The 18462-nt window shown below is 44.7% G+C and carries 17 protein-coding genes; 11 read left to right on the top strand and 6 right to left on the bottom strand.

Going from position 1 to position 18462, the window contains the following annotated elements; all coding sequences use genetic code 11:
- Positions 1-139: 139 nt before the first annotated feature.
- Genes glmM through hemJ form a run of 3 tightly spaced genes read left to right on the top strand, consistent with a single transcriptional unit; the run spans position 140 to position 2367 of the window.
- Entirely contained in the window at positions 140-1477 is a 1338-nt protein-coding gene (glmM, locus tag Q4A73_RS02830; protein ID WP_303205922.1) for a phosphoglucosamine mutase, read from the top strand.
- Positions 1470-1934 carry a signal peptidase II gene (gene lspA, locus Q4A73_RS02825; RefSeq protein WP_303205921.1) on the top strand — a complete coding sequence of 155 codons (465 nt, stop codon included), beginning with the start codon at positions 1470-1472 and terminating at the stop codon, positions 1932-1934. Before glmM ends, lspA begins: the two co-directional genes overlap by 8 nt.
- Entirely contained in the window at positions 1915-2367 is a 453-nt protein-coding gene (gene hemJ, locus Q4A73_RS02820; protein WP_303205920.1) for a protoporphyrinogen oxidase HemJ, read from the top strand. Before lspA ends, hemJ begins: the two co-directional genes overlap by 20 nt.
- Here hemJ and Q4A73_RS02815 read toward each other — a convergent pair.
- Positions 2364-3698, bottom strand: a complete 1335-nt coding sequence (locus Q4A73_RS02815; RefSeq protein ID WP_303205919.1) for a coproporphyrinogen III oxidase family protein — start codon at positions 3696-3698, stop codon at positions 2364-2366. The two genes, hemJ and Q4A73_RS02815, sit on opposite strands and share 4 nt — an antisense overlap.
- Positions 3699-3829: 131 nt before the next feature.
- On the opposite strand from Q4A73_RS02815, the gene cmeU reads away from it, so the two are divergent.
- A complete protein-coding gene (gene cmeU / locus Q4A73_RS02810; protein ID WP_303205918.1) occupies positions 3830-4084 on the top strand; it encodes a CmeU family protein in 255 nt (84 codons plus the stop codon).
- 5 nt (positions 4085-4089) lie between these two features.
- On the opposite strand, the gene Q4A73_RS02805 is transcribed toward cmeU, so the two are convergent.
- From Q4A73_RS02805 to ccoG, 5 genes are all read right to left on the bottom strand, one after another.
- Entirely contained in the window at positions 4090-5478 is a 1389-nt protein-coding gene (locus Q4A73_RS02805; protein ID WP_303205917.1) for a TolC family protein, read from the bottom strand.
- Positions 5471-8593 (bottom strand): multidrug efflux RND transporter permease subunit, encoded by a 3123-nt coding sequence (locus Q4A73_RS02800; protein WP_303205916.1) that lies wholly within the window; start codon positions 8591-8593, stop codon positions 5471-5473. Before Q4A73_RS02800 ends, Q4A73_RS02805 begins: the two co-directional genes overlap by 8 nt.
- A complete protein-coding gene (locus tag Q4A73_RS02795; RefSeq protein WP_303205915.1) occupies positions 8593-9696 on the bottom strand; it encodes an efflux RND transporter periplasmic adaptor subunit in 1104 nt (367 codons plus the stop codon). Before Q4A73_RS02795 ends, Q4A73_RS02800 begins: the two co-directional genes overlap by 1 nt.
- Before the next feature lie 102 nt (positions 9697-9798).
- Positions 9799-10437, bottom strand: a complete 639-nt coding sequence (locus Q4A73_RS02790; protein ID WP_303205914.1) for a TetR/AcrR family transcriptional regulator — start codon at positions 10435-10437, stop codon at positions 9799-9801.
- A complete protein-coding gene (gene ccoG / locus Q4A73_RS02785; protein WP_303205945.1) occupies positions 10434-11798 on the bottom strand; it encodes a cytochrome c oxidase accessory protein CcoG in 1365 nt (454 codons plus the stop codon). The genes Q4A73_RS02790 and ccoG overlap by 4 nt, the downstream gene beginning before the upstream one ends.
- A gap of 157 nt (positions 11799-11955) precedes the next feature.
- Here ccoG and rpsU point away from each other — a divergent pair, with 157 nt between their 5' ends.
- From rpsU to Q4A73_RS02750, 7 genes are all read left to right on the top strand, one after another.
- The gene (gene rpsU, locus Q4A73_RS02780) at positions 11956-12168 is read left to right on the top strand and encodes a 30S ribosomal protein S21 (RefSeq protein WP_303205913.1); all 213 of its coding nucleotides are present in this window, start codon (positions 11956-11958) and stop codon (positions 12166-12168) included.
- Positions 12169-12281: 113 nt separating this feature from the next.
- On the top strand, positions 12282-12902 hold the full coding sequence (locus Q4A73_RS02775) for a UPF0323 family lipoprotein (protein ID WP_303205912.1): 621 nt from the start codon (positions 12282-12284) through the stop codon (positions 12900-12902).
- A 3-nt stretch (positions 12903-12905) separates the two neighbouring features.
- A complete protein-coding gene (locus Q4A73_RS02770) occupies positions 12906-14462 on the top strand; it encodes a DNA methyltransferase (RefSeq protein WP_303205944.1) in 1557 nt (518 codons plus the stop codon).
- 84 nt (positions 14463-14546) lie between these two features.
- The gene (locus tag Q4A73_RS02765) at positions 14547-15251 is read left to right on the top strand and encodes a TdeIII family type II restriction endonuclease (RefSeq protein WP_303205911.1); all 705 of its coding nucleotides are present in this window, start codon (positions 14547-14549) and stop codon (positions 15249-15251) included.
- A 39-nt stretch (positions 15252-15290) separates the two neighbouring features.
- Positions 15291-16256: a DpnII family type II restriction endonuclease gene (locus tag Q4A73_RS02760; protein WP_303205910.1), complete on the top strand. Its 966-nt coding sequence runs from the start codon at positions 15291-15293 to the stop codon at positions 16254-16256.
- Positions 16253-17224: a site-specific DNA-methyltransferase gene (locus tag Q4A73_RS02755; protein ID WP_303205909.1), complete on the top strand. Its 972-nt coding sequence runs from the start codon at positions 16253-16255 to the stop codon at positions 17222-17224. The genes Q4A73_RS02760 and Q4A73_RS02755 overlap by 4 nt, the downstream gene beginning before the upstream one ends.
- Positions 17221-18387 (top strand): glutathionylspermidine synthase family protein, encoded by a 1167-nt coding sequence (locus Q4A73_RS02750; RefSeq protein WP_303205908.1) that lies wholly within the window; start codon positions 17221-17223, stop codon positions 18385-18387. The genes Q4A73_RS02755 and Q4A73_RS02750 overlap by 4 nt, the downstream gene beginning before the upstream one ends.
- The last annotated feature ends 75 nt before the right edge of the window (positions 18388-18462 follow it).

The following is an 18462-nucleotide window of genomic DNA, read 5'->3' as shown; positions in this document are numbered from 1 at the left end:
GCAGTGCCCCAAGCGTAAAAATTAGCGCCCAATCCGCCCCCAAACGCTAAGGCGCGAAATTCTAATGATGCTTGTAAAATGTTTGATTTGCTTTATTTAGGTTAAAATCATCTTAAATTTCAATCAAAAGGGAGCGCTGATGAGACTTTTTGGCACGGACGGAGTTCGCGGCAGGGCGGGGGAATTTTTAGACAGCTTTCTGGCGATGCGTTTGGCGATGGCGGCGGGAATTTATTTTAAAGACAAAACCGTAACGAACAACATCTTAGTCGGCAAAGACACGCGCCGCAGCGGCTACATGATAGAAAACGCCATAGTCTCAGGGCTCACCTCCATCGGCTACAATGTCATCCAAGTAGGACCCATGCCCACCCCAGCCATAGCCTTTTTGACCGAGGATATGCGCTGCGATGCGGGGATTATGATTTCCGCCTCGCACAATCCTTATTTTGATAACGGCATCAAATTCTTTGACTCTCAGGGCAACAAGCTTAGCGAAGAAATCGAGCGCAAGATCGAGGAAATTTATTTTAACGACACCATCATCGAGGCGAACAAGGCAGAAATGGAGCAGATAGGCCGAGCCAAGCGCATCGATGATGTCATCGGGCGCTACATCGTCAGCATTAAAAATTCCTTTCCCAAAACCCTCACCCTAAAGCCCCTGCGCGTGGTTTTGGACACAGCACACGGGGCTGCTTACAGGGTCGCACCGACTATTTTTAGGGAGCTTGGGGCGGAGGTGATCGTGATGAATGAAAATCCCAACGGGCTAAACATCAACGAAAATTGCGGCGCCTTGCATCCTGCAAATTTAGCCCTTGAGGTCAAAAAGCTAAGGGCCGATGTGGGCTTTGCCTTTGATGGGGATGCGGATAGGCTTGTGGTGGTCGATGAGAAGGGGGTCGTGGCCAATGGAGACAGCCTGATTGGCGTCCTAGCCCTTTATCTCAAGGAGCAGGGTAAATTAAGGGCTAGCGTTGTGGCTACGATCATGAGCAACGGTGCGCTGAGGGAATTTTTAAATAAAAACGGCATCGAGCTTGAAACCTGCAACGTGGGGGATAAATTTGTGCTCGAAAAGCTCAAGGCCTGCGGGGGGAATTTCGGCGGGGAGCAGAGTGGGCATATCATTTTTAGCGACTATGCGAAAACGGGCGATGGCCTGATAGCGGCTTTGCAGTTTTCGGCGCTGATGCTTTCAAAGAAAAAAAGCGCGAGCGCCATTTTGGGGCACATCAAGCCCTACCCGCAGCTTTTGAGCAATCTTAAAATTTCACAAAAGAAGGATTTGGGCAAACTTAAGGGCCTGAAGGAGCTCAAGGCCGAGCTTGATAAAAAGGGCATTGCTAGCCTTTTTCGCTACTCAGGCACGGAAAATCTCATCCGCTTGCTTTTGGAGGCTAGGGATCTTAAGCTTTTGGAAAGAGAAATGAAGGGCGTGGAGGCCTTTTTTAAGAAAGCCTTAAATGATTAAACGCTACGGGCTTTTTTGCTCAGCCTTTGCCGGTGTGTTCTTGCTTGATCAGTGGGTGAAATCCCTCACTTTAGCGGGTTTGCGCTGGGAGAGTGCGTATTTTGACCTGACACTTGCTTTCAATAGGGGCGTTGCGTTTTCGATGCTGAGCTTTTTAGAGCATCATCTCAAATACTTGCATTTGGCCATATTGCTTGGGCTTTTTATTTATTTGTTTTGGCAGAAAAAATTTCTAAAAGATCACCGCATCGCCTTTGGCATGATGCTTGGAGCGGGGTGTTCAAATTTGCTCGATCGCTTCATACACGGGGGGGTTGTGGATATGTTTTTTTGGCATAAGGGCTTTGAATTTGCCATTTTTAATGTGGCGGATGTGATGATAAATTTGAGCGTTGCTTTGATTTTGGTGAAGGAATTTTTATGGAGAAAGGGAAAAAATGACAGAATGGATCAATGAATACTACGCATGGATCAAATTCGTGCACTATCTGGGCTTTGTTTCTTGGATGGCGGGGCTTTTTTACCTGCCGCGACTCTTTGTTTATCACGCGGAAAACAAAGACAACGAGGGCTTCGTTCGCGTGGTAAAGCTTCAAGAAGGGCGGCTTTTTTGGACAATCAGCACCCCTGCGATGATAGTGGCCATCATCAGCGGGAGTTTGATGCTTCATGCTCACAAGGAGGTTTTGATGGTGGGGGCGGGTTTCATGCACGCCAAACTCACCTGCGCCCTGCTTTTGATTTTTTATCATTTTCACAATTTCTACTGCCTCAAGGCCCTAGCGAAGGATGGCTGCAAAAAAAGCGTCCGCTATTTTAGAATTTATAATGAAATTCCCACGCTTTTATTCATCATCATCGCGCTGATGATGGTCGTGCGCCCCTTTTAATCGTGCTGCATACTCAGGGCGCTGAGGGGCTGGACCCTCTCCCTCATAATGTCTATAAAGTCCTTGTTTTTAAGCCTCGCATCATCCCTAAACACTGCCCTTACGAGATCCATCCCCGTGTAAAAATCCTTCATCAAAACGACAAAAAGATATTTGCCAAATTCTGTGCTGGTGAGCGTGCTGCCCCTTTGCGCTATCGCCTTAGCCGTTTTAAGCCCCAAAAGCTCGATGAAAAGCTCTTTTTCCAAATCACAATTTAGCGTTTTATTGAAGGCATCCACTTCGATCTTCCCCGCAAAAATTTCAGTCAAAAAGACATATTTTACGATTTCTTTTCGTGAAAATTTCGCCCTAGCGATGTTGGCATTTTGTTTTTCTTTGATGAGTTTTGCGTAGTGATTGAGGTTGAAGGCATTGATCAAAAGCTCCCCGTTTAAAAAGCTAAACGCCCCGCTTCCCACGCCTAAATACTCATGATGAGAGCTGACATATTCGTCGTTGAGCTTGTTTTGGCTTGTTGAAAAGGACCAGCCATTATTTTGCTGATAGTCCTTGAAAAAATCGCAAATGATTCGATAAAAAGCGAATTCGTTATCCTTCACATCCACGCCCAAGGCCTTAGCGATGCTCTCTTGGGTGAGGTTTGATTTCATCAGGGGGTAGGTGGTGATTTGCTGCGGGGCTAAATTTTTAGCGATATTAAGGTCGTTTAAAAGCTGCCCTTCGCTTTGTCCGGGGAGATTGAAGATCAAATCAATGCTAAAAATCGGCAAAATCCCCAAGGCCTTAGAAATTTTTTCTTGCAATTCCTTGCTCGAGCCAAATTTATGATATCTCGCGACCTTTTTTAAGGTCTCATCATCAAAGCTTTGGATCCCACAACTTAGCCTGTCGATCACGCCCTTGAACATAGCGAGCTTATCGGGGACGATGTGGTTGGGATCGCTCTCGCAAGAAATTTCCTTGATGCTGAAAAGCTTTTTACAAAGCTCAAGGGTTTTTAAAAGCTCCTCCTCATTGATGAGGGTCGTCCCTCCGCCCACATACATGGAGTCAAAGTCAAAGCCCCGCTCCTTGATGATGCGAATCTCCTGCCTTAAATTTTCAAAATAGGCCCTAGCCAAGTTCTCATCGTAGTAGTATTTGTGAAAGCTGCAATAAGGACAAAAGGTATGGCAAAATGGGATGTGGGCATAGAGCATGTAGCTTTTTTCTTTTTGAGGCGTCTTGCTTTGCGGCTCTTTCAAAAGCTCGACATTAAAGCCCCTTGCTAGAGATTTTTGCATCATGAGATGTGAGTATTTCAAAGCCAAATTTTGGATAAAATTCATCGTTTTGCCTAGATTTTGAAAATGAAGCCCAAACTTTAGCAACTTTCTCCAGAATAAAATCTTAAATTTTTCGCCCCCCGTTTGATTAAATGCTATAAAATGAAAGAAATTTTAAAACAAGGAGCAGCCCGATGGATAGGGATAAAATTATAGAAAATCTCAACGCGCTATTGAAGCAAAGGGCCGAATTTTACGCCTTTTTTGACGCCCATCTTCAAAAGCTTGAAAACACGGACATTTTTGATTTCAAAGCAGCAAAGGATCTGAGGGCTGAGGAGGTTTATAGACAATTTTATCATTTTGATTACGCGATGAGAAAGCTGCTTCCAGCCATTTTTAAGGCCTATGAAATCAATCCCTCCAAGGATCTAAGCAACGCGCTTTAAGGGACTCAGTCCCCATTTTTGTCCGCCCTAAAGCCCCCGCCAAAGGCCTTAATCACATCAACGATAGCATTAGCCACCGCATATCTTGCGTTGGAAAAAGAAATCTTAGCCTCCAGCAAATTCCTCCTAGCGTCCAAATATTCACCAAGCCCGATGGCCCCGCTTTCATAGCGAGCCATAGCGAGGGCGTGAATTTTTTCCTGAGCCTTGAGCAGGGCCTCGTGGTTTTCATAATTTTGCAGGCTTGTTTTTCGCCGTGAAAGGGCAAAACGCACCTCCGCAAAGGCTGTTTTGAGCGTGTTTTCATACGCAACAAAGGCCGCATCTTTGCTGAGTTTGGCCAAATTTACATTTTGATAAATTTCCCCCCAGTGAAAGATGGGCATCAAAAACTGCCCCCCCACACTCCACGATTGGCTGCCATTTTTCACCAAGCTATCCAAATCCCCACTCTCAAAGCCCAAAATTCCCGTCAAAGAAAGGCTGGGCAAAAACGCGCTCCTGGCCACGCCCACGAGGTAATTTTGCTGCACCAGTTTTTCCAAAGCCGCGGCGATGTCGGGACGCTGGAGCAGGATGGTGCTTGAAATTCCCTCAGGCAAGGACCTCGCAAAGCCCTCAAAGTGCTGATATTCCTCCTCATTGTAAAGCACATCATCAAGATCTTGCGCAACGAGAATTTTCAAGGCCCTGACCCATTCCTCTTTCGCATCCACGGCCGCTGTGTATCGCGCCCTCACGCCCTCAAGCTCGGCCCTGCTTTGCGCCCATTCATAGTCCGAAATAGCACCCACCTCATACTGCGCCTGCCTCAGAGCGTGAATTTGCGTATAATCCTCCAGACTCATTTTGAGAATTTTTAGATTTTCATAGGCATTGGCGCTGTTGAAATAAAGCTGAACGACCTTAGCGATGATGGACAGCCTAGCCGCCTCATAGTCAAATTCTCCAGCCCTCACCCCCGCCGCGGCCGCGCCAAATTTGTCGCGATACTTCCCCCACAAATCCACCTCATAGCTTAAATTCAATCCCATTTTAAAGTCATTGCCATAGTTGAAATTCCCCGTGCGATTTGCGGGAGCGTTGATGGCGCTTTTGTTCCTGCTAGCCCCAGCACTGCCATCAAGCTTGGGCAACAACTCGCTCCTACTGATGCCAAGCTCGGCACTAGCTCTTTCTAAATTGATAGCGGCAAGCCTTAAGTCCGCATTGTTTTTGAGGGCCTTTTCGACGAGGGCGTTTAGCCTCTCATCGCTAAAATCCCTCCACCATTCTTTGGAAAAATTTACAGGCCCCTCCGTGCTTGTGAAATTCGCATCCTTGAGGTCCAGACTGGGCTTGAGCGAACAAGCGCCCATAAAAAAGGCGAGAAAAATCCACAAAATACTACGCATTGGCCCCACTCCTCTTTTTGTCAATCCAAGCGTTAAGGCTTTCCAAAAGGTAAAAAAACAACGGCACGAAGAAGATCGCCAGGGTCGAGGCCGCGAGCATCCCTCCGATGAGACCCGTGCCAAGAGCGTGGCGGGCGGCACTTCCTGCCCCGCTTGAAAGCACGAGGGGTAAAATTCCTAAAGTGAAGGCCAAAGAGGTCATCACGATGGGACGAAAGCGCAGTTTTGCCGCCTCAACGGAGGCCTCAAAGATGCTCTTGCCCCTCAGATGCGCCTCCATGGCAAATTCCACGATGAGGATGGCGTTTTTCGCCGAAAGTCCCACGAGCAGGAGTAGGCCTGTTTGAAAATACACATCGTTGTAAAAATCCCGCGCCCATATGAAGAGCAAAGAACCAAAGAGCGCGAATGGCACGGCGGTGATGACGGCTAGGGGCATGAGCCACCTCTCATACTGCGCGGCCAAAATCAAAAAGACAAAGATCATCCCCAAGACGAAGGCCACCGTGCCTGTGTTTGTGTTCGTAGCCTCTTGATAGGAGGTGCCTGACCAGGCCAGGGTGTAATCCTCGCCCAAATTCTCGCCGACAAGCTCCTCCATCACCGCCATGGCCTGCCCTGAACTGTATCCGGGGGCGGGTGAGCCCTGAACTTGCGCTGCGGGAAAGAGATTGAAGCGCTTCACATCATCAGGACCCGCGCTATTTTTGAGCGTGAGGATGGAATCAAGAGCGATCATTTTGCCATCGTTTGACTTGACAAAGATATTTTTAAGAGCCTCGCCGGTGTTTCTAAAATCACCCTTAGCACGGACATTAACTTGAAAATTCTTACCCAAAAGGGAAAAGTCATTGACATAATAGGTCCCCAAGGTCGCATTGATGGTGGTGAAGACATCTTCAAGATTGAGCCCGTAAAGCTTGAGTTTGTCGCGGTTGATTTCTAATTTGAGCTGCGGGAAATTGGTATCCAAAGTGGTTCGAACGCCCACAAGTTCTTTTCTCGCGTTTGCGGCTAGGATGAGCTTGTTCACATCCTCTTGTATGGCCTCGTAGCTCTTGCCGCTTCTATTTTGCAAATACATCTCAAAGCCGCCCGTGATACTCAGCCCGGGTATGGCAGGAGGGTCCAAAAAATAGCTCTGGGCTGTGGGATTGAGGAAGTATTTTGCGTTGAGATTTTTGACAAGCTCAAAGGAGCTGACGTTCCTATCCGCCCAGTCTTTGAGCCTGATGAAGAGGGCGCCTGTGTTTTCTTTTGGCGAGCTGGTGAAGAGGTCAAAGCCGATGAGAGACACGCTGGAGTCCACTCCGTTGAGCTGGGCGATGTCGTTTTTCGCCATGCTGTCAATGAATTCTACCGTTCGGTGCAAGGACGCGGCGGCTGGGAGGTTGATGATGGACATCACCATGCCCTGATCTTCTTGCGGCACTAGGGACTTTGGCACGGAGAGGAAAAGATAAATCGTAGCCGCTAACATGAGAGCAAAGAGCAAAACAAAGCGGAGAATTCTCCTTAAAATATAGGCCACTCCCGCGCTGAAAACGCTGGTTGAACGATCGAAAAAATCGTTGAATTTTTTGACGACATAAAAGGGCTCTTTGGTGGTCCTTTTCAAAAATAAGGCGCACAGGGCGGGCGTGAGCGTGAGGGCGACGAAGCCTGAGATGGTTACGGAGATGGCTAGGGTGAGGGCGAATTGCTTTTGAATTTCACCGATGAAGCCTGAGATGAAAGAAACGGGGATGAAGACCGCACAAAGCACCAAAACGATGGAAATGACAGGGGAAAAAACCTCCCCCATCGCGGCGATGGTGGCGTCTTTTACGGAGATGGTGGGATCATCGTGTAAAATTCTATCCACATTTTCCACGACAATGATGGCATCATCAACCACGATGCCGATGGCCAAAATCAGGGCGAAGAGGGTCAGGAGATTGATACTAAAGCCCAGCAGGTAAAGCCCCGCAAAGGTCCCCAGCAAGGATACGGGCACGGCTATCATCGGGATGAGGGTGGCGCGGAAATTTTTCAAAAACATATACATCACAATCACGACCAAAATCAAAGCCTCAACGAAGGTTTTTATCACCTCAGAAATGGAAGCCTTAACGAAGGTCGTGGTGTCGTAGGGCACGGCATACTGCAGGCCCTGCGGGAAATTTTTAGCAAGCTCCTTCATCTTTTCATCGATCAACTTAGCGGTGTTGATGCTGTTGGCGCCTGATTGGAGATTGATGATGATGGGCACGGCCTCCTTGCCGTTAAAGCGCCCTTGCGAGGAGTATTTTTGTGAGCCAAGCTCGATCTGAGCGACATCCTTCAGGCGCAAAAACGAGCCGTCCTCATTGACCCTTAGGATGACATTGCCAAATTCTTGGGAATTTTGAAGGCGACCCTGCATCGTGATGGAATAGACGAAGGGGGACTTTTCTGCTACGGGCTCCTCGCCGATTTTGCCCGTGGCGTACTGAGCATTTTGCTCTCTAATGGCCGCTAGGACTTCTTTGGCGGTGATTTGAAATTTATTCAGCAGGGTGGGATCCAGCCAAACACGCATCGAATAATTCTTCTCCCCTATGGCAAAGGCATCCCCCACGCCCGGGACCCTTTTGATGTCATCGAGCACATTGAGGGAGATGTAATTGTAAATATCCACCGCATCCATCGAGCCATCATCCGAATAAAGCGAGATGATTTCCAAAATGCTCGAGTTGGAATTCCTCACCGTAACGCCTAATTTCCTAACATTCTCGGGCAGTTTTGCCGTGGCGGATGAAATTCTGTTGTTGATATTCACGGTGGCTTGGTTAGGGTCTGTGCCGATGTCAAAATAAGCGGTGAGGCGCATTTGCCCGGAGGTGGATGAGGTTGATTCCAAATAAATCATATTCTCCACGCCATTGATCGCATCCTCGATGGGGATGGCTACGGTTTCGGCGATGGTTTTGGCGTCAGCTCCGGAGTAGGTCGCGCTCACGCTCACCGTGGGCGGGGTGAGGGTGGGATACTGCTCCACGGGCAAAGAAGCAAGCCCAATGCCCCCCGCCAAGGATATGATGATGGCGACAACGGAGGCAAAAACGGGCCTTTCTATGAAAAATTTAGAAAACATCACCGACTCCCAGCTTCCACGACCTTAGCGCCCGGCCTGATTTGCTTGAAGCCGCTGGTGATGATCTTATCGTTTTCCTTCAGGCCCTGATCCACGATGATGCTTTCGTTATCTTGATAGACGATGTGGATGGGGGTTTTGACTACTTCCCCATCCACTAGGGTGTAGACGAAGACCTCCTCTTGATTTTGCAAGAGGGCGATTTTTGGAATTTTAAAGCCGTTTTTTTGTGTGAAACCCTGAGATTCTACCTGGGCGAAAATTCCAGGCAGCAGAGTGCCGTTTTGATTATCAAAGGCGGCTTTAGCCTTCACGCTCCCGCTTTTTGCGTCAATGACAGAATCGATAAAGGTCAAATTCCCCTCCACCACATCAGCACCTAATTTTAATTCAACCTTAAGATTATCCACCTGCCACCTGCCATCTTGCAAATTGCGATCAAGCCTGAGTTTGTCGGTATCTGAAATGTAAAAATCCGCGTAAATGGGGTTCAAATTCGTTACCCGCACGAGCTCGGTATTGCTAGCGCTCACATAATTTCCCACATTCACCAAGGCATCGCCGACCATCCCATCAAAGGGCGCTTTGATCTCCGTGTGGGCCAGATCGATCCTGGCGCTCTCAAGCTCGGCTCTGGCGCTGGTGAGGTTGGCCTTTGCGCTGTTGAAGGCGGCGAGGGAGTTGTCGTATTCCTTTTGCGAGATGGCTTTTTTGCTTAAAAGGAGCTTATTTCTTGCGAATTCTTTCTTGGCATTTTCGTAGTTTGCCCTCGCGGTGAGGGCCTTACCATAGGCTATATTGACGCTGGCCTGAAATTTATCCGGCTCGATCAAAAAAAGCTTTTGCCCCTTTTTAACCCTGTCGCCGGGCCTGAAAAACTGCTCCCTTATCACCCCGCTCACCTGAGGCTTGATGATGACGTCCAAATCGCTCACAAGCTCGGCAGGATAGCTAAAGCTAAGGGCGAGATCCTCAGCCCTTGCCGTGAAAGTACTCACAGGCTGTGGCGGCAGCGTCCTAGCCGCCTCATCCTCCTTAGAGCAGGCACTGAAAAAGAGGCTTGCGCCGAGGAAAATGAGGGCGTGTTTTTTAAAATTTTTCATCGTAAATTGCCTTGTTGTTTTTAAAATTCGCAAAATCATCGCTTTTAAAATAGTAATTTTAATTACAATTTTAAAAGCCCATTTTAAAATAAATTTGATTAATCAAGGGTAAATTTTACCCGCCTCTTTGATGCTATTGAGAAAAAAATCGCTCACAAATTTCACATGCCTTTCCTGCTCTTTTTTGCTCATAGGGGGCAAATCGGTCAGGACGTTGAGGCTGTGGAAGGGCTCTTTGAGCATCACGCAAAACAAGTCGGCCAGTTTTTGCGCATTTTGCACCAGATAGGCGTTTTTTTGCTTTTGAAAGCACTGCACGAGTATGTTGAAGGCGAAATTTTTTTGATTGTTTTTGATCCACTCCACCAGGGTTTTATCCCCGCTATAAACTTGCGAATAGATGATTTTTCCAAAGGTGATGCTTTGGGGCGTGTTGAAAATCTCCACAAAACTCAGTCCAAAAGAATAAAGAATTTCGTCCAATTTCTCGCTTTTGATCTTTGCGATCTTAGAATTTATCGTCTCAAAATGCTCCCTGCAAACATCGTTTAAAATTTCAAAAAACAAGCCTTCCTTATTTTTAAAAGCGCTGTAAATGTTCGTGTAAGAACCGCCTGAAATTTTAATGATGTCGCTAAGGCTGGTGTTGTGATAACCCTTTGTGAGAAAAAGCTCCAGCGCCACGGCTTTGATTTTCTCCTGTCGGGCGAGGCATTTTGGGGTGGGGGTTTTTGGGCTCATTTTTCTTGCAAAATGCTAGCCCTAGGATAGACGAAAATGCTTTTCCTAAGGGCCACGATGCCCTCATCATCCAGGGCGTAAATTTTAACCCTCAGCGGGATGATGCTGTCTTTTTCATGATCGTTTGCCAGCGCCTTTTCTGCCTTCAAAACGACAATTTTCTTCGCCTTCGCTCCCGCCTCAAGCCTAAAAGGCGCACGGGGCCTTAGGATGCTTATCCCGTCTTTTTCGCCCCGCGCTTGAATTTCAAAATAATAAGTGTGCGCTTCGTTGTCAGTATTTTCCACTAAAAAAGTGTAGGCGTTGGTGATTTCAAGCTCGCCGCTTTTGTTTCTAAGGTCGTAAAGCTCACTGCTGCGGTTGATATTGACCAGCACCCCCTCCTTCCTAGCGCCCATCACAAAAAGCGCGGCCAAAGCGATGCAAAGCACCACGCAGTAGGCCACGGTCCTAAAGCGAAAATAGCGCACCCTCCCGCCGCTTTGCACGGCCGCAGAACTGCTCCAACTGATAAGACTGGGACGACCGAGCTTGTCCTGCACTGAGGAGCAAGCATCCGCGCACTCAAGGCAGTTGATACACTCAAGCTGCATCCCCTTGCGTATATCAATGTGCGTAGGACACACGCTCACACAGGCCTCACAGCCCGTGCACTCTCCCTGCGGTGGCCTTTTGTGGAGCTTGGTATGATGCTCATAAATCACGCCACCGCGCCTTTCATCGTAAATCACCTGCATGGTATCGTTGTCAAACATCACCGACTGAATGCGCGCATAAGGACAGACGAAGATGCAAAATTTCTCCGCCAAATAAGTAATATCAAAGCACAAAAACAAAGAGGCGCAAAGTAAAATTCCCAGCAAAAGCTTGTGCTCGGCGGGATTTTGAAGGTAGCTGAAAAAATCCTCAGGCGGGACAAAATACCAAAGCAAATTACTCACAGCCACGAGACAGATCGCGTAGAAAAGCAAAACGGCGAGGGTTTTTTTGAGAAGATTGCCGGGGTATTCTTTTTGTTTGTTGCGGATATTTTTGCGAATTTTAAGCAGCTTGGTCTGGATGAAATCCCTATAAATCACGCGAAAAATGGTCTGCGGACAGCTCCACGCGCACCAAATTCTACCCGCGAGGGTGGTGATGAAAAAAATGGTCAAAAAAAGCAAGATCAAAACGAAGGGCAGGAGGTAAAATTCCTGGGTGTTGAAAGCGATGAAAAAAAGATGGAGTTTTTTGTGGTCAAAGCTCAGGAGGAAGAAGTGATTGTCGTTGATTTTGATGAAGGGAAGAATGAAGGCAAAAAGAGACAGGATGAAGTAGAAGGCATACCTTTTTCTCGTGTAATGCGTGATGTGCCCCTGCATGTGCGCTTGCATCGCAAACCCCTAGTAAATATTTTGTTAATCACGATTGTAATGCAAAAAACAAAAACAAATCTTAAAATTTTCATAAGCTTTTTTTAACCCTCAAAATTTTACAATCCTCGCCCCCTAAAATTCAAACAGAAAGGTGGTAAGGGTCGTGCCCGGAATCAAGGTGCATCCTAATGAGTCTTTTGACGAGGCGTATCGCCGGTTTAAAAAGCAAGTGGATAGAAATCTGGTTGTGACTGAGGTGCGAGCGCGAAGGTTTTTTGAGCCCATGACTGAAATCCGTAAAAAGCAAAAAATTTCAGCGCGCAAAAAGATGCTCAAAAGGCTTTATATGCTCAGACGCTACGAATCAAGACTCTAGCCAAAACTCCCCCTTTGCGGGGGGTTTGTTTTTCTTTCATTAATCTTTTGTTTTGTTTTGTGATTGATTATTTTTGGTTAAAATTTTCAAATTTCATTGACGAGGGGCAGACGATGCGAAAAATCAAAACAATCCTTAAAATCGGTATGGCGAGTGGTTTGGCCGCTGTGGCCGGCGGAACCTTGGCAGGGTGTGGGAGCGATGAGGGCGCTCATGTCGCGCAGCAAAATTCCCAGCAGGGCGCCTTTGTCATCATCCAAGAAACCGCTCCGGGCCAGTATAAGATCAAAGAGCAGTTTCCTAGCGCTGAAACGCGGGTGGTCTTGCAGCAGCTTGATGGCACGGAGAGGGTGCTGACTAAGGAGGAAATGGACGCGCTTATCAAAGATGAGGCGGCTAAAATCGACAACGGCACTTCAAATTTGACGAAGGAGGGCGGACAGGTGAGCTCGGGGGGGCTTAGCCTGGGTGAGACGCTTTTAGCGAGTGCGGCGGGGGCGATTTTGGGTAGCTGGATAGGCTCAAAGCTTTTCAACAATCAAAATTTTGCCAACCAACAGAGGGGCACCTTTTCCAACCAAAGCGCCTATCAAAGGAGTATGAATAGCTTCAACAAAGGCGGCACTGCAGGGGGTGCTAGCGGAGCGAAGTCTGGCTTTTTCGGCTCGAATTCAGGTGCAAATTCGGGCGCAAAGACAAGCTCTGGCGGGACGCAATCAAGCTTTGGCTCGTGAGTGATGGAGAATTTCAGCATCAAAGAAGCGAGTGCGTGGGCGAGTGCGTATTTAAACAAAAGGGTAACAAATTCTAACATCTTGTATCTTATCAACTATGGAAAAATAGCAAATCATGCGAGTGATCCTAAGGAAAATTTGATTAGCAAAGATGAGCTAAAGGCCTATTATGATACGCTTTACATACAAGAAAGCCATAGCCACCCACTCGCTTTTGCAAATTATAAGGAGGCAGAAACGACAAAGCATATCCATAGACTCCACCCCTACAAAGGCAAATTTATCCCTCAGCTTGTGGAGTATTTTTTAGACTCTCATACTGATACACTAAAGACAGAATCTTGCTTTCAAAAAGGCGATATTGTGCTGGATATTTTTGCAGGAAGTGGCACGACTTTATGTGTGGCGAGTGAATTGGGGATGCACAGCATTGGGATTGACATTTCTTGCTTTAATACTATGCTTGTTAATGCAAAATTAGGGCGTTATGATAGTAATCTTTTAGAAAGTGAATGCTATAGACTTATCCAAGTTTTAGAATCTTTTTATGAAAATAGCAATATAAAGGCTTTTGAAGAGGTTTTAAATCAGCGTTTAAATGCGTTTAATGCAGAGTTTTTTCCTAAAGAATTTAAACGCAAAGTGGTGCTAAAAGAAATTGATGAAAAAGTTTATGGGGGAATAAAAGAAAGAGAATTTTTAAGCATTTATGACAAGCTAGTTAAGCAATTCAATATTGATTTAAATGTTAAAAATAATGGAAGTTTTTTAGATTTTTGGTATATAGAATCCATCAAGAAAGAACTTATTTTACTGAAAAATGAAATTATAAAAGCTCCCAAAGACTTGCAAAATATTTTAAGTATTGTTTTAAGCCGGACAGCACGCAGTTGCAGAGCGACTACGCACGCTGATTTGACTACTTTAAAAGAGCCTATGTTAAAGAGCTATTATTGCAAAAAGCACGGCAGGATTTGTAAGCCACTTTTTAGCTCTTTAAAATGGTTTAAAAGCTATGCAAAGGATACGCTAAAAAGAATTAAAGAGTTTGAAGTGTTAAAAAGTGATTGTTTTAGTCTGTGTCTTAATGCGAATTCTTGTGATGTGGATATTATAAACGAAGTAAAAAAGCAAAATCCCACTTTTGCTAATCTCTTGCATTCGCAAAAAATTGCTGGAATCTTTAGCTCTCCGCCTTATGTGGGATTAATAGATTATCACGAACAGCACGCTTATAGCTATGAGCTATTTAGCTTAGAACGAAAAGATTCTTTAGAAATAGGTGCAAAGTTAAAAGGGCAAAGCAAGAATGCTAAAGAAAACTATGCAAAAGCAATCGCAATGGCTTTAAACAACGCAAAAAACTTTTTAAAGCAAGATTACAATGTGTTTTTAGTAGCAAATGATAAATTTAATCTCTATCCAAGTATTGCCCAAATGGCGGGAATGCAGATTGTTAAACGCTATGATAGACCCGTGCTAAATCGTAGCGAAAAGGATACAAATGCTTACAGTGAGAGCATTTTTCATTTAAAGGACAAGAATGAAACAAGCCATTAAAAATAGACTCATTCAAGCTTTAAGAAATAAATTTGAAAACTATAAGCCAGAAAGTAGCTATATGCCCTTTCACACAAGGATAGAATGGCACTATATAGCTTTATCCAAAGTCTTAATACAAATTTTGGCACAAGTATTTTTGAGCCTGTTGCAGAAGAGCTAGGATTAACGAAATTTGATAGCATTAAACGCCAAGTAAGCGCAGGGGATACTGTAACTAAAAATGCCCAAAAGGTGATACAAGAAATTATGGATAGTTTAGAAAGCGCAAATGCTAAACCAAACAAACAGAGCGAAATTACTAGAATTTTAGAAGTAGCGCAAAGTGGAGAAACAAGCAGGGTAAAGCCTACAAAAATTGACTTATTTTTGCAAAAAGATTTTAGCGTGTATTTGATTGATATTAAAACCGCTAAACCTAACAAGGGAGGCTTTAAGGAATTCAAACGCACACTTTTAACTTGGGTGGCAAGTTATGCCTACGCAAATCCACAAAGCGAGATTCACACACTTATTGCTATCCCTTATAATCCTTATGAACCAAAACCTTATGAAAGATGGACTATGGCAGGGATGCTAGATTTAGAGTTTGAGCTAAAAGTGGCCGATGAATTTTGGGATTTTTTAGGTGGAGTTGGCAGTTATGCTATGTTGTTAGAAGCATTTGAGGAAGTTGGGATTGAGATGCGAGAAGAGATTGATGAATATTTTAAGCGATTTAAGAGCGATGGATTGCCTCATCGCGAAGTCGAGAGGATTGAAGCGCGTGGTGAAGACAAGCACTTCTAAACCTCATGGGGACGATTGAGCAGGAGCATTGAGTGAGAAATGAAAAAATATGAAATTGTAATTACTAAAAATTCTTTCTATTTCTCAAATAATGAGTTTGAAGAGAATTATGAAGCAAATACTATAAATCTTTTAAAAACTCTGCTTTTGCATTTGCAAAATGAAGTGAAAAATAAAGGTTGCATTGAAAGTGTCTTTGTAGAATTTTTACAAAATAATGAATTTGGCTTAGAATCTCTGCTTGTGTTAAATGGTATAGCAAATGAAAATTTAAAACGCATTATTACTATAGCAAGAATTGTAAATAACAAAGATTTATCAACGCTTTTATACTTGCACGAGTGGAATGATACAGACAATAACAACGATGTTAAAGAATGGGGTGATAAAAAAATAAAAACGCTCATTAGAAAAAACGAGTTTTTTGCAAAAGGCTTAATCAATCTGTTTTTCAAAGGTTCATCAAATCCATTTTTAGCAAAAACATTACCCTTGTTTGAATTGCAAAAACTTAATTTTTTAAAAATCAATTTTGAACCTATTGCTATGTTTGATACTCTCGTGCGTTATAGACAAAGAGGCTCTTATAGCGGTGCAATGCAGAATAATCCAGAATCTAGCATTAAAGGAATTTTAAATGAGCTTAATATTTCTTTTGAAAATGGCGATTTACCGCTATTAAGCAAAAATGAGAATCTAAATAAACGCACAATGGATTTTATTATTCCAAATAAGCAAAACCCTAAAATCATTATAGAATCTTCATTTTTAAGCACAACAAGTTCAGGGCAGGGCGACAAAGCAAAAACAGAAATCATCGTAGGAAAGCTGATTAAAAAATATTACCCACAAGCTATTTTTGTGGGTTTTGTTGATGGTATAGGCTGGTATGTGAGAAAACAAGATTTACAAAGAATGGTTGAAGCTTATGATGAAGTTTTTACTTTTAGAAGTGATGAATTAGAACGCTTTAGAATTTTCTTGCAAAAAAGGTTAGCACGATGAATATGCTACCTATAAATGAAGTTTTACAGGGCGATTGCTTAGAATTATTGGCAAAGATTCCAAGTGGAAGTATAGATTGTGTGTTTGCTGACCCTCCTTTTAATTTAAAGAAAAAATACAACTCTCATAAAGATAAGCTTTTAGAAATTGAATATTTAGCGTGGTGTAAAGCTTGGATAAGTGAGTGTGTGCGTGTGCTAAAAGATGATGGCTTTATATTTTTGCACAATATCCCAAAATGGCTTACTTTTTATGCAGGATTTCTCAATGAAATAGCTATTTTTCGCCATTGGATAAGTTGGGAGGCAATGACTGCTCCTATGGGTAAAACTTTGCAACCTGCTCATTATGGAATCTTATTTTATTCTAAAGGGGAAGCAAAAAATCGCTTTAAAGAAGTGCGCCATCCACACAAGAGAGATAGGCGGGGCGTTTTATTTAAAGATTATGGGGGTAAGAAAAATATTTTACACCCCTTTGGTCCTCTTTGCTCTGATGTGTGGAGCGATATTCATAGAATCCGCCACGCCAAAAATAGAGATAATCACCCCTGCCAACTACCCCCACATCTGCTAGAACGCATTATCTTAATGAGTAGCGAAAAGGGGGATGTTATCCTAGATCCCTTTTTAGGCACAGGCACAACCGCTCTAGCCGCCAAAAGATTAGGCAGAAAATTTATAGGCTTTGAAAAAGATAGCGAGTATTGTAAGATAGCAAGAGCAAAGCTTGAAGCAGAAAAATTCATTTCAAAAGTTGGCGATTTTTATGTGAGTTTTCATTTGAATGAAATTATTACTTTAAGGGAATGCGATTGGAATGGGCTTAAAAATTATTTTGAGCTACCACAAATTCCAAAGGATATCGATGGGCAAAAGATCAAATTGCGCCAAACAATCATCGAACAAAAAAGTTTTTTTGATGTTTCAAATCACAAACCGCACAATAAACCAAAGGAGCTAAAATGACCCTTCTAAATTTACCCCCCCTGCAAAAATCCTACCTCGAGAGCATAGGCTTTTCGTGGCACACGGATGCAGACGGCAGCGACTACCTCCCGGGCGAAGTCGTGCAAGTGAAAGCAAGCGAGGCTAACGCCTACTACGAAGCGGCTAACGAGCTTTATGATATGTTCACCGCCGCCGCGCAAAATGTCATCGACAACGACCGCTTCGGCGAGCTTGGCATCCCTTTCAATCTCATAGACGCTATCAAAATGAGCTGGGAAAACGAAGTCCACTGGCATCTTTATGGCCGTTTTGATTTTGCAGGCGGCCTTGACGGACAGCCTATCAAGCTTTTGGAATTTAACGCCGACACGCCCACCTCTCTTTTTGAAAGCGCCATTTTACAATGGGCTCTTCTCAAGCAAAACGGCCTCGATGAAGCCGCCCAGTTTAACAGCATTTACGAGAGCCTTTTGGATAATTTCAAGCGCCTCATTACCCTAGAAGAAAGCGTCGAGAGTTTTGAGGAGCATTATCAGGGCTGGAAAATTCTCTTTTCTAGCGTAGCGGGGAGTGATGAGGAGGAGCTTACCACACGACTTTTAGCCCACATCGCACACGAGGCAGGCTTTGAGACGGCTTTCGCCCACGCCGATGCGGTAGAATTTAGCCCTGAGGGCATTTTTCACAACGGACAAAATTACGAATACTGGTTCAAGCTCATCCCGTGGGAGGACATCGCCATCGATGAGGGTGAGCTGGCCTTACTTCTGACGCAGATTATGCGTCATCAAAAGGCGATTATTCTAAACCCCGCCTACACGCTACTTTTTCAGTCAAAGGGCATTTTAAAAGTGCTTTGGGAGCTTTACCCTAACCATCCCCTACTTTTAGAGACGAGTTCTGAGCCTTTAGAGGGCGATTATGTGAAAAAGCCCCTTTTTGGCCGTGAGGGTGCTAATGTCAGCATCATAAAGGACGGCCGCACCGCGTGCGAAAATGTCGGCCCCTACGGCAACGGCGGCTTTATTTACCAACGCTACACGCCGTTAAATTCCCACGAGAGCGAGTCCTATCAAGCGGGGGTATTTTTTGCTTACGAGGGCTGTGGGCTAGGCTTTAGAAAGGGCGGCTTGATCATGGATAACGCCTCTAAATTTGTAGGGCATATCATCAAGGACTAAGCGATGAATTTTATCGAAACCCTTACTCAAACAGCACGCCCCAACGGCGTGGAATTTAAGCCTTTGGGGGAGCTT

Origin of the sequence: Campylobacter sp. (genome assembly GCF_030528245.1) — a bacterium.
Taxonomy (GTDB): domain Bacteria; phylum Campylobacterota; class Campylobacteria; order Campylobacterales; family Campylobacteraceae; genus Campylobacter_D.
This window is presented reverse-complemented; position numbering and strand designations above follow the sequence as displayed.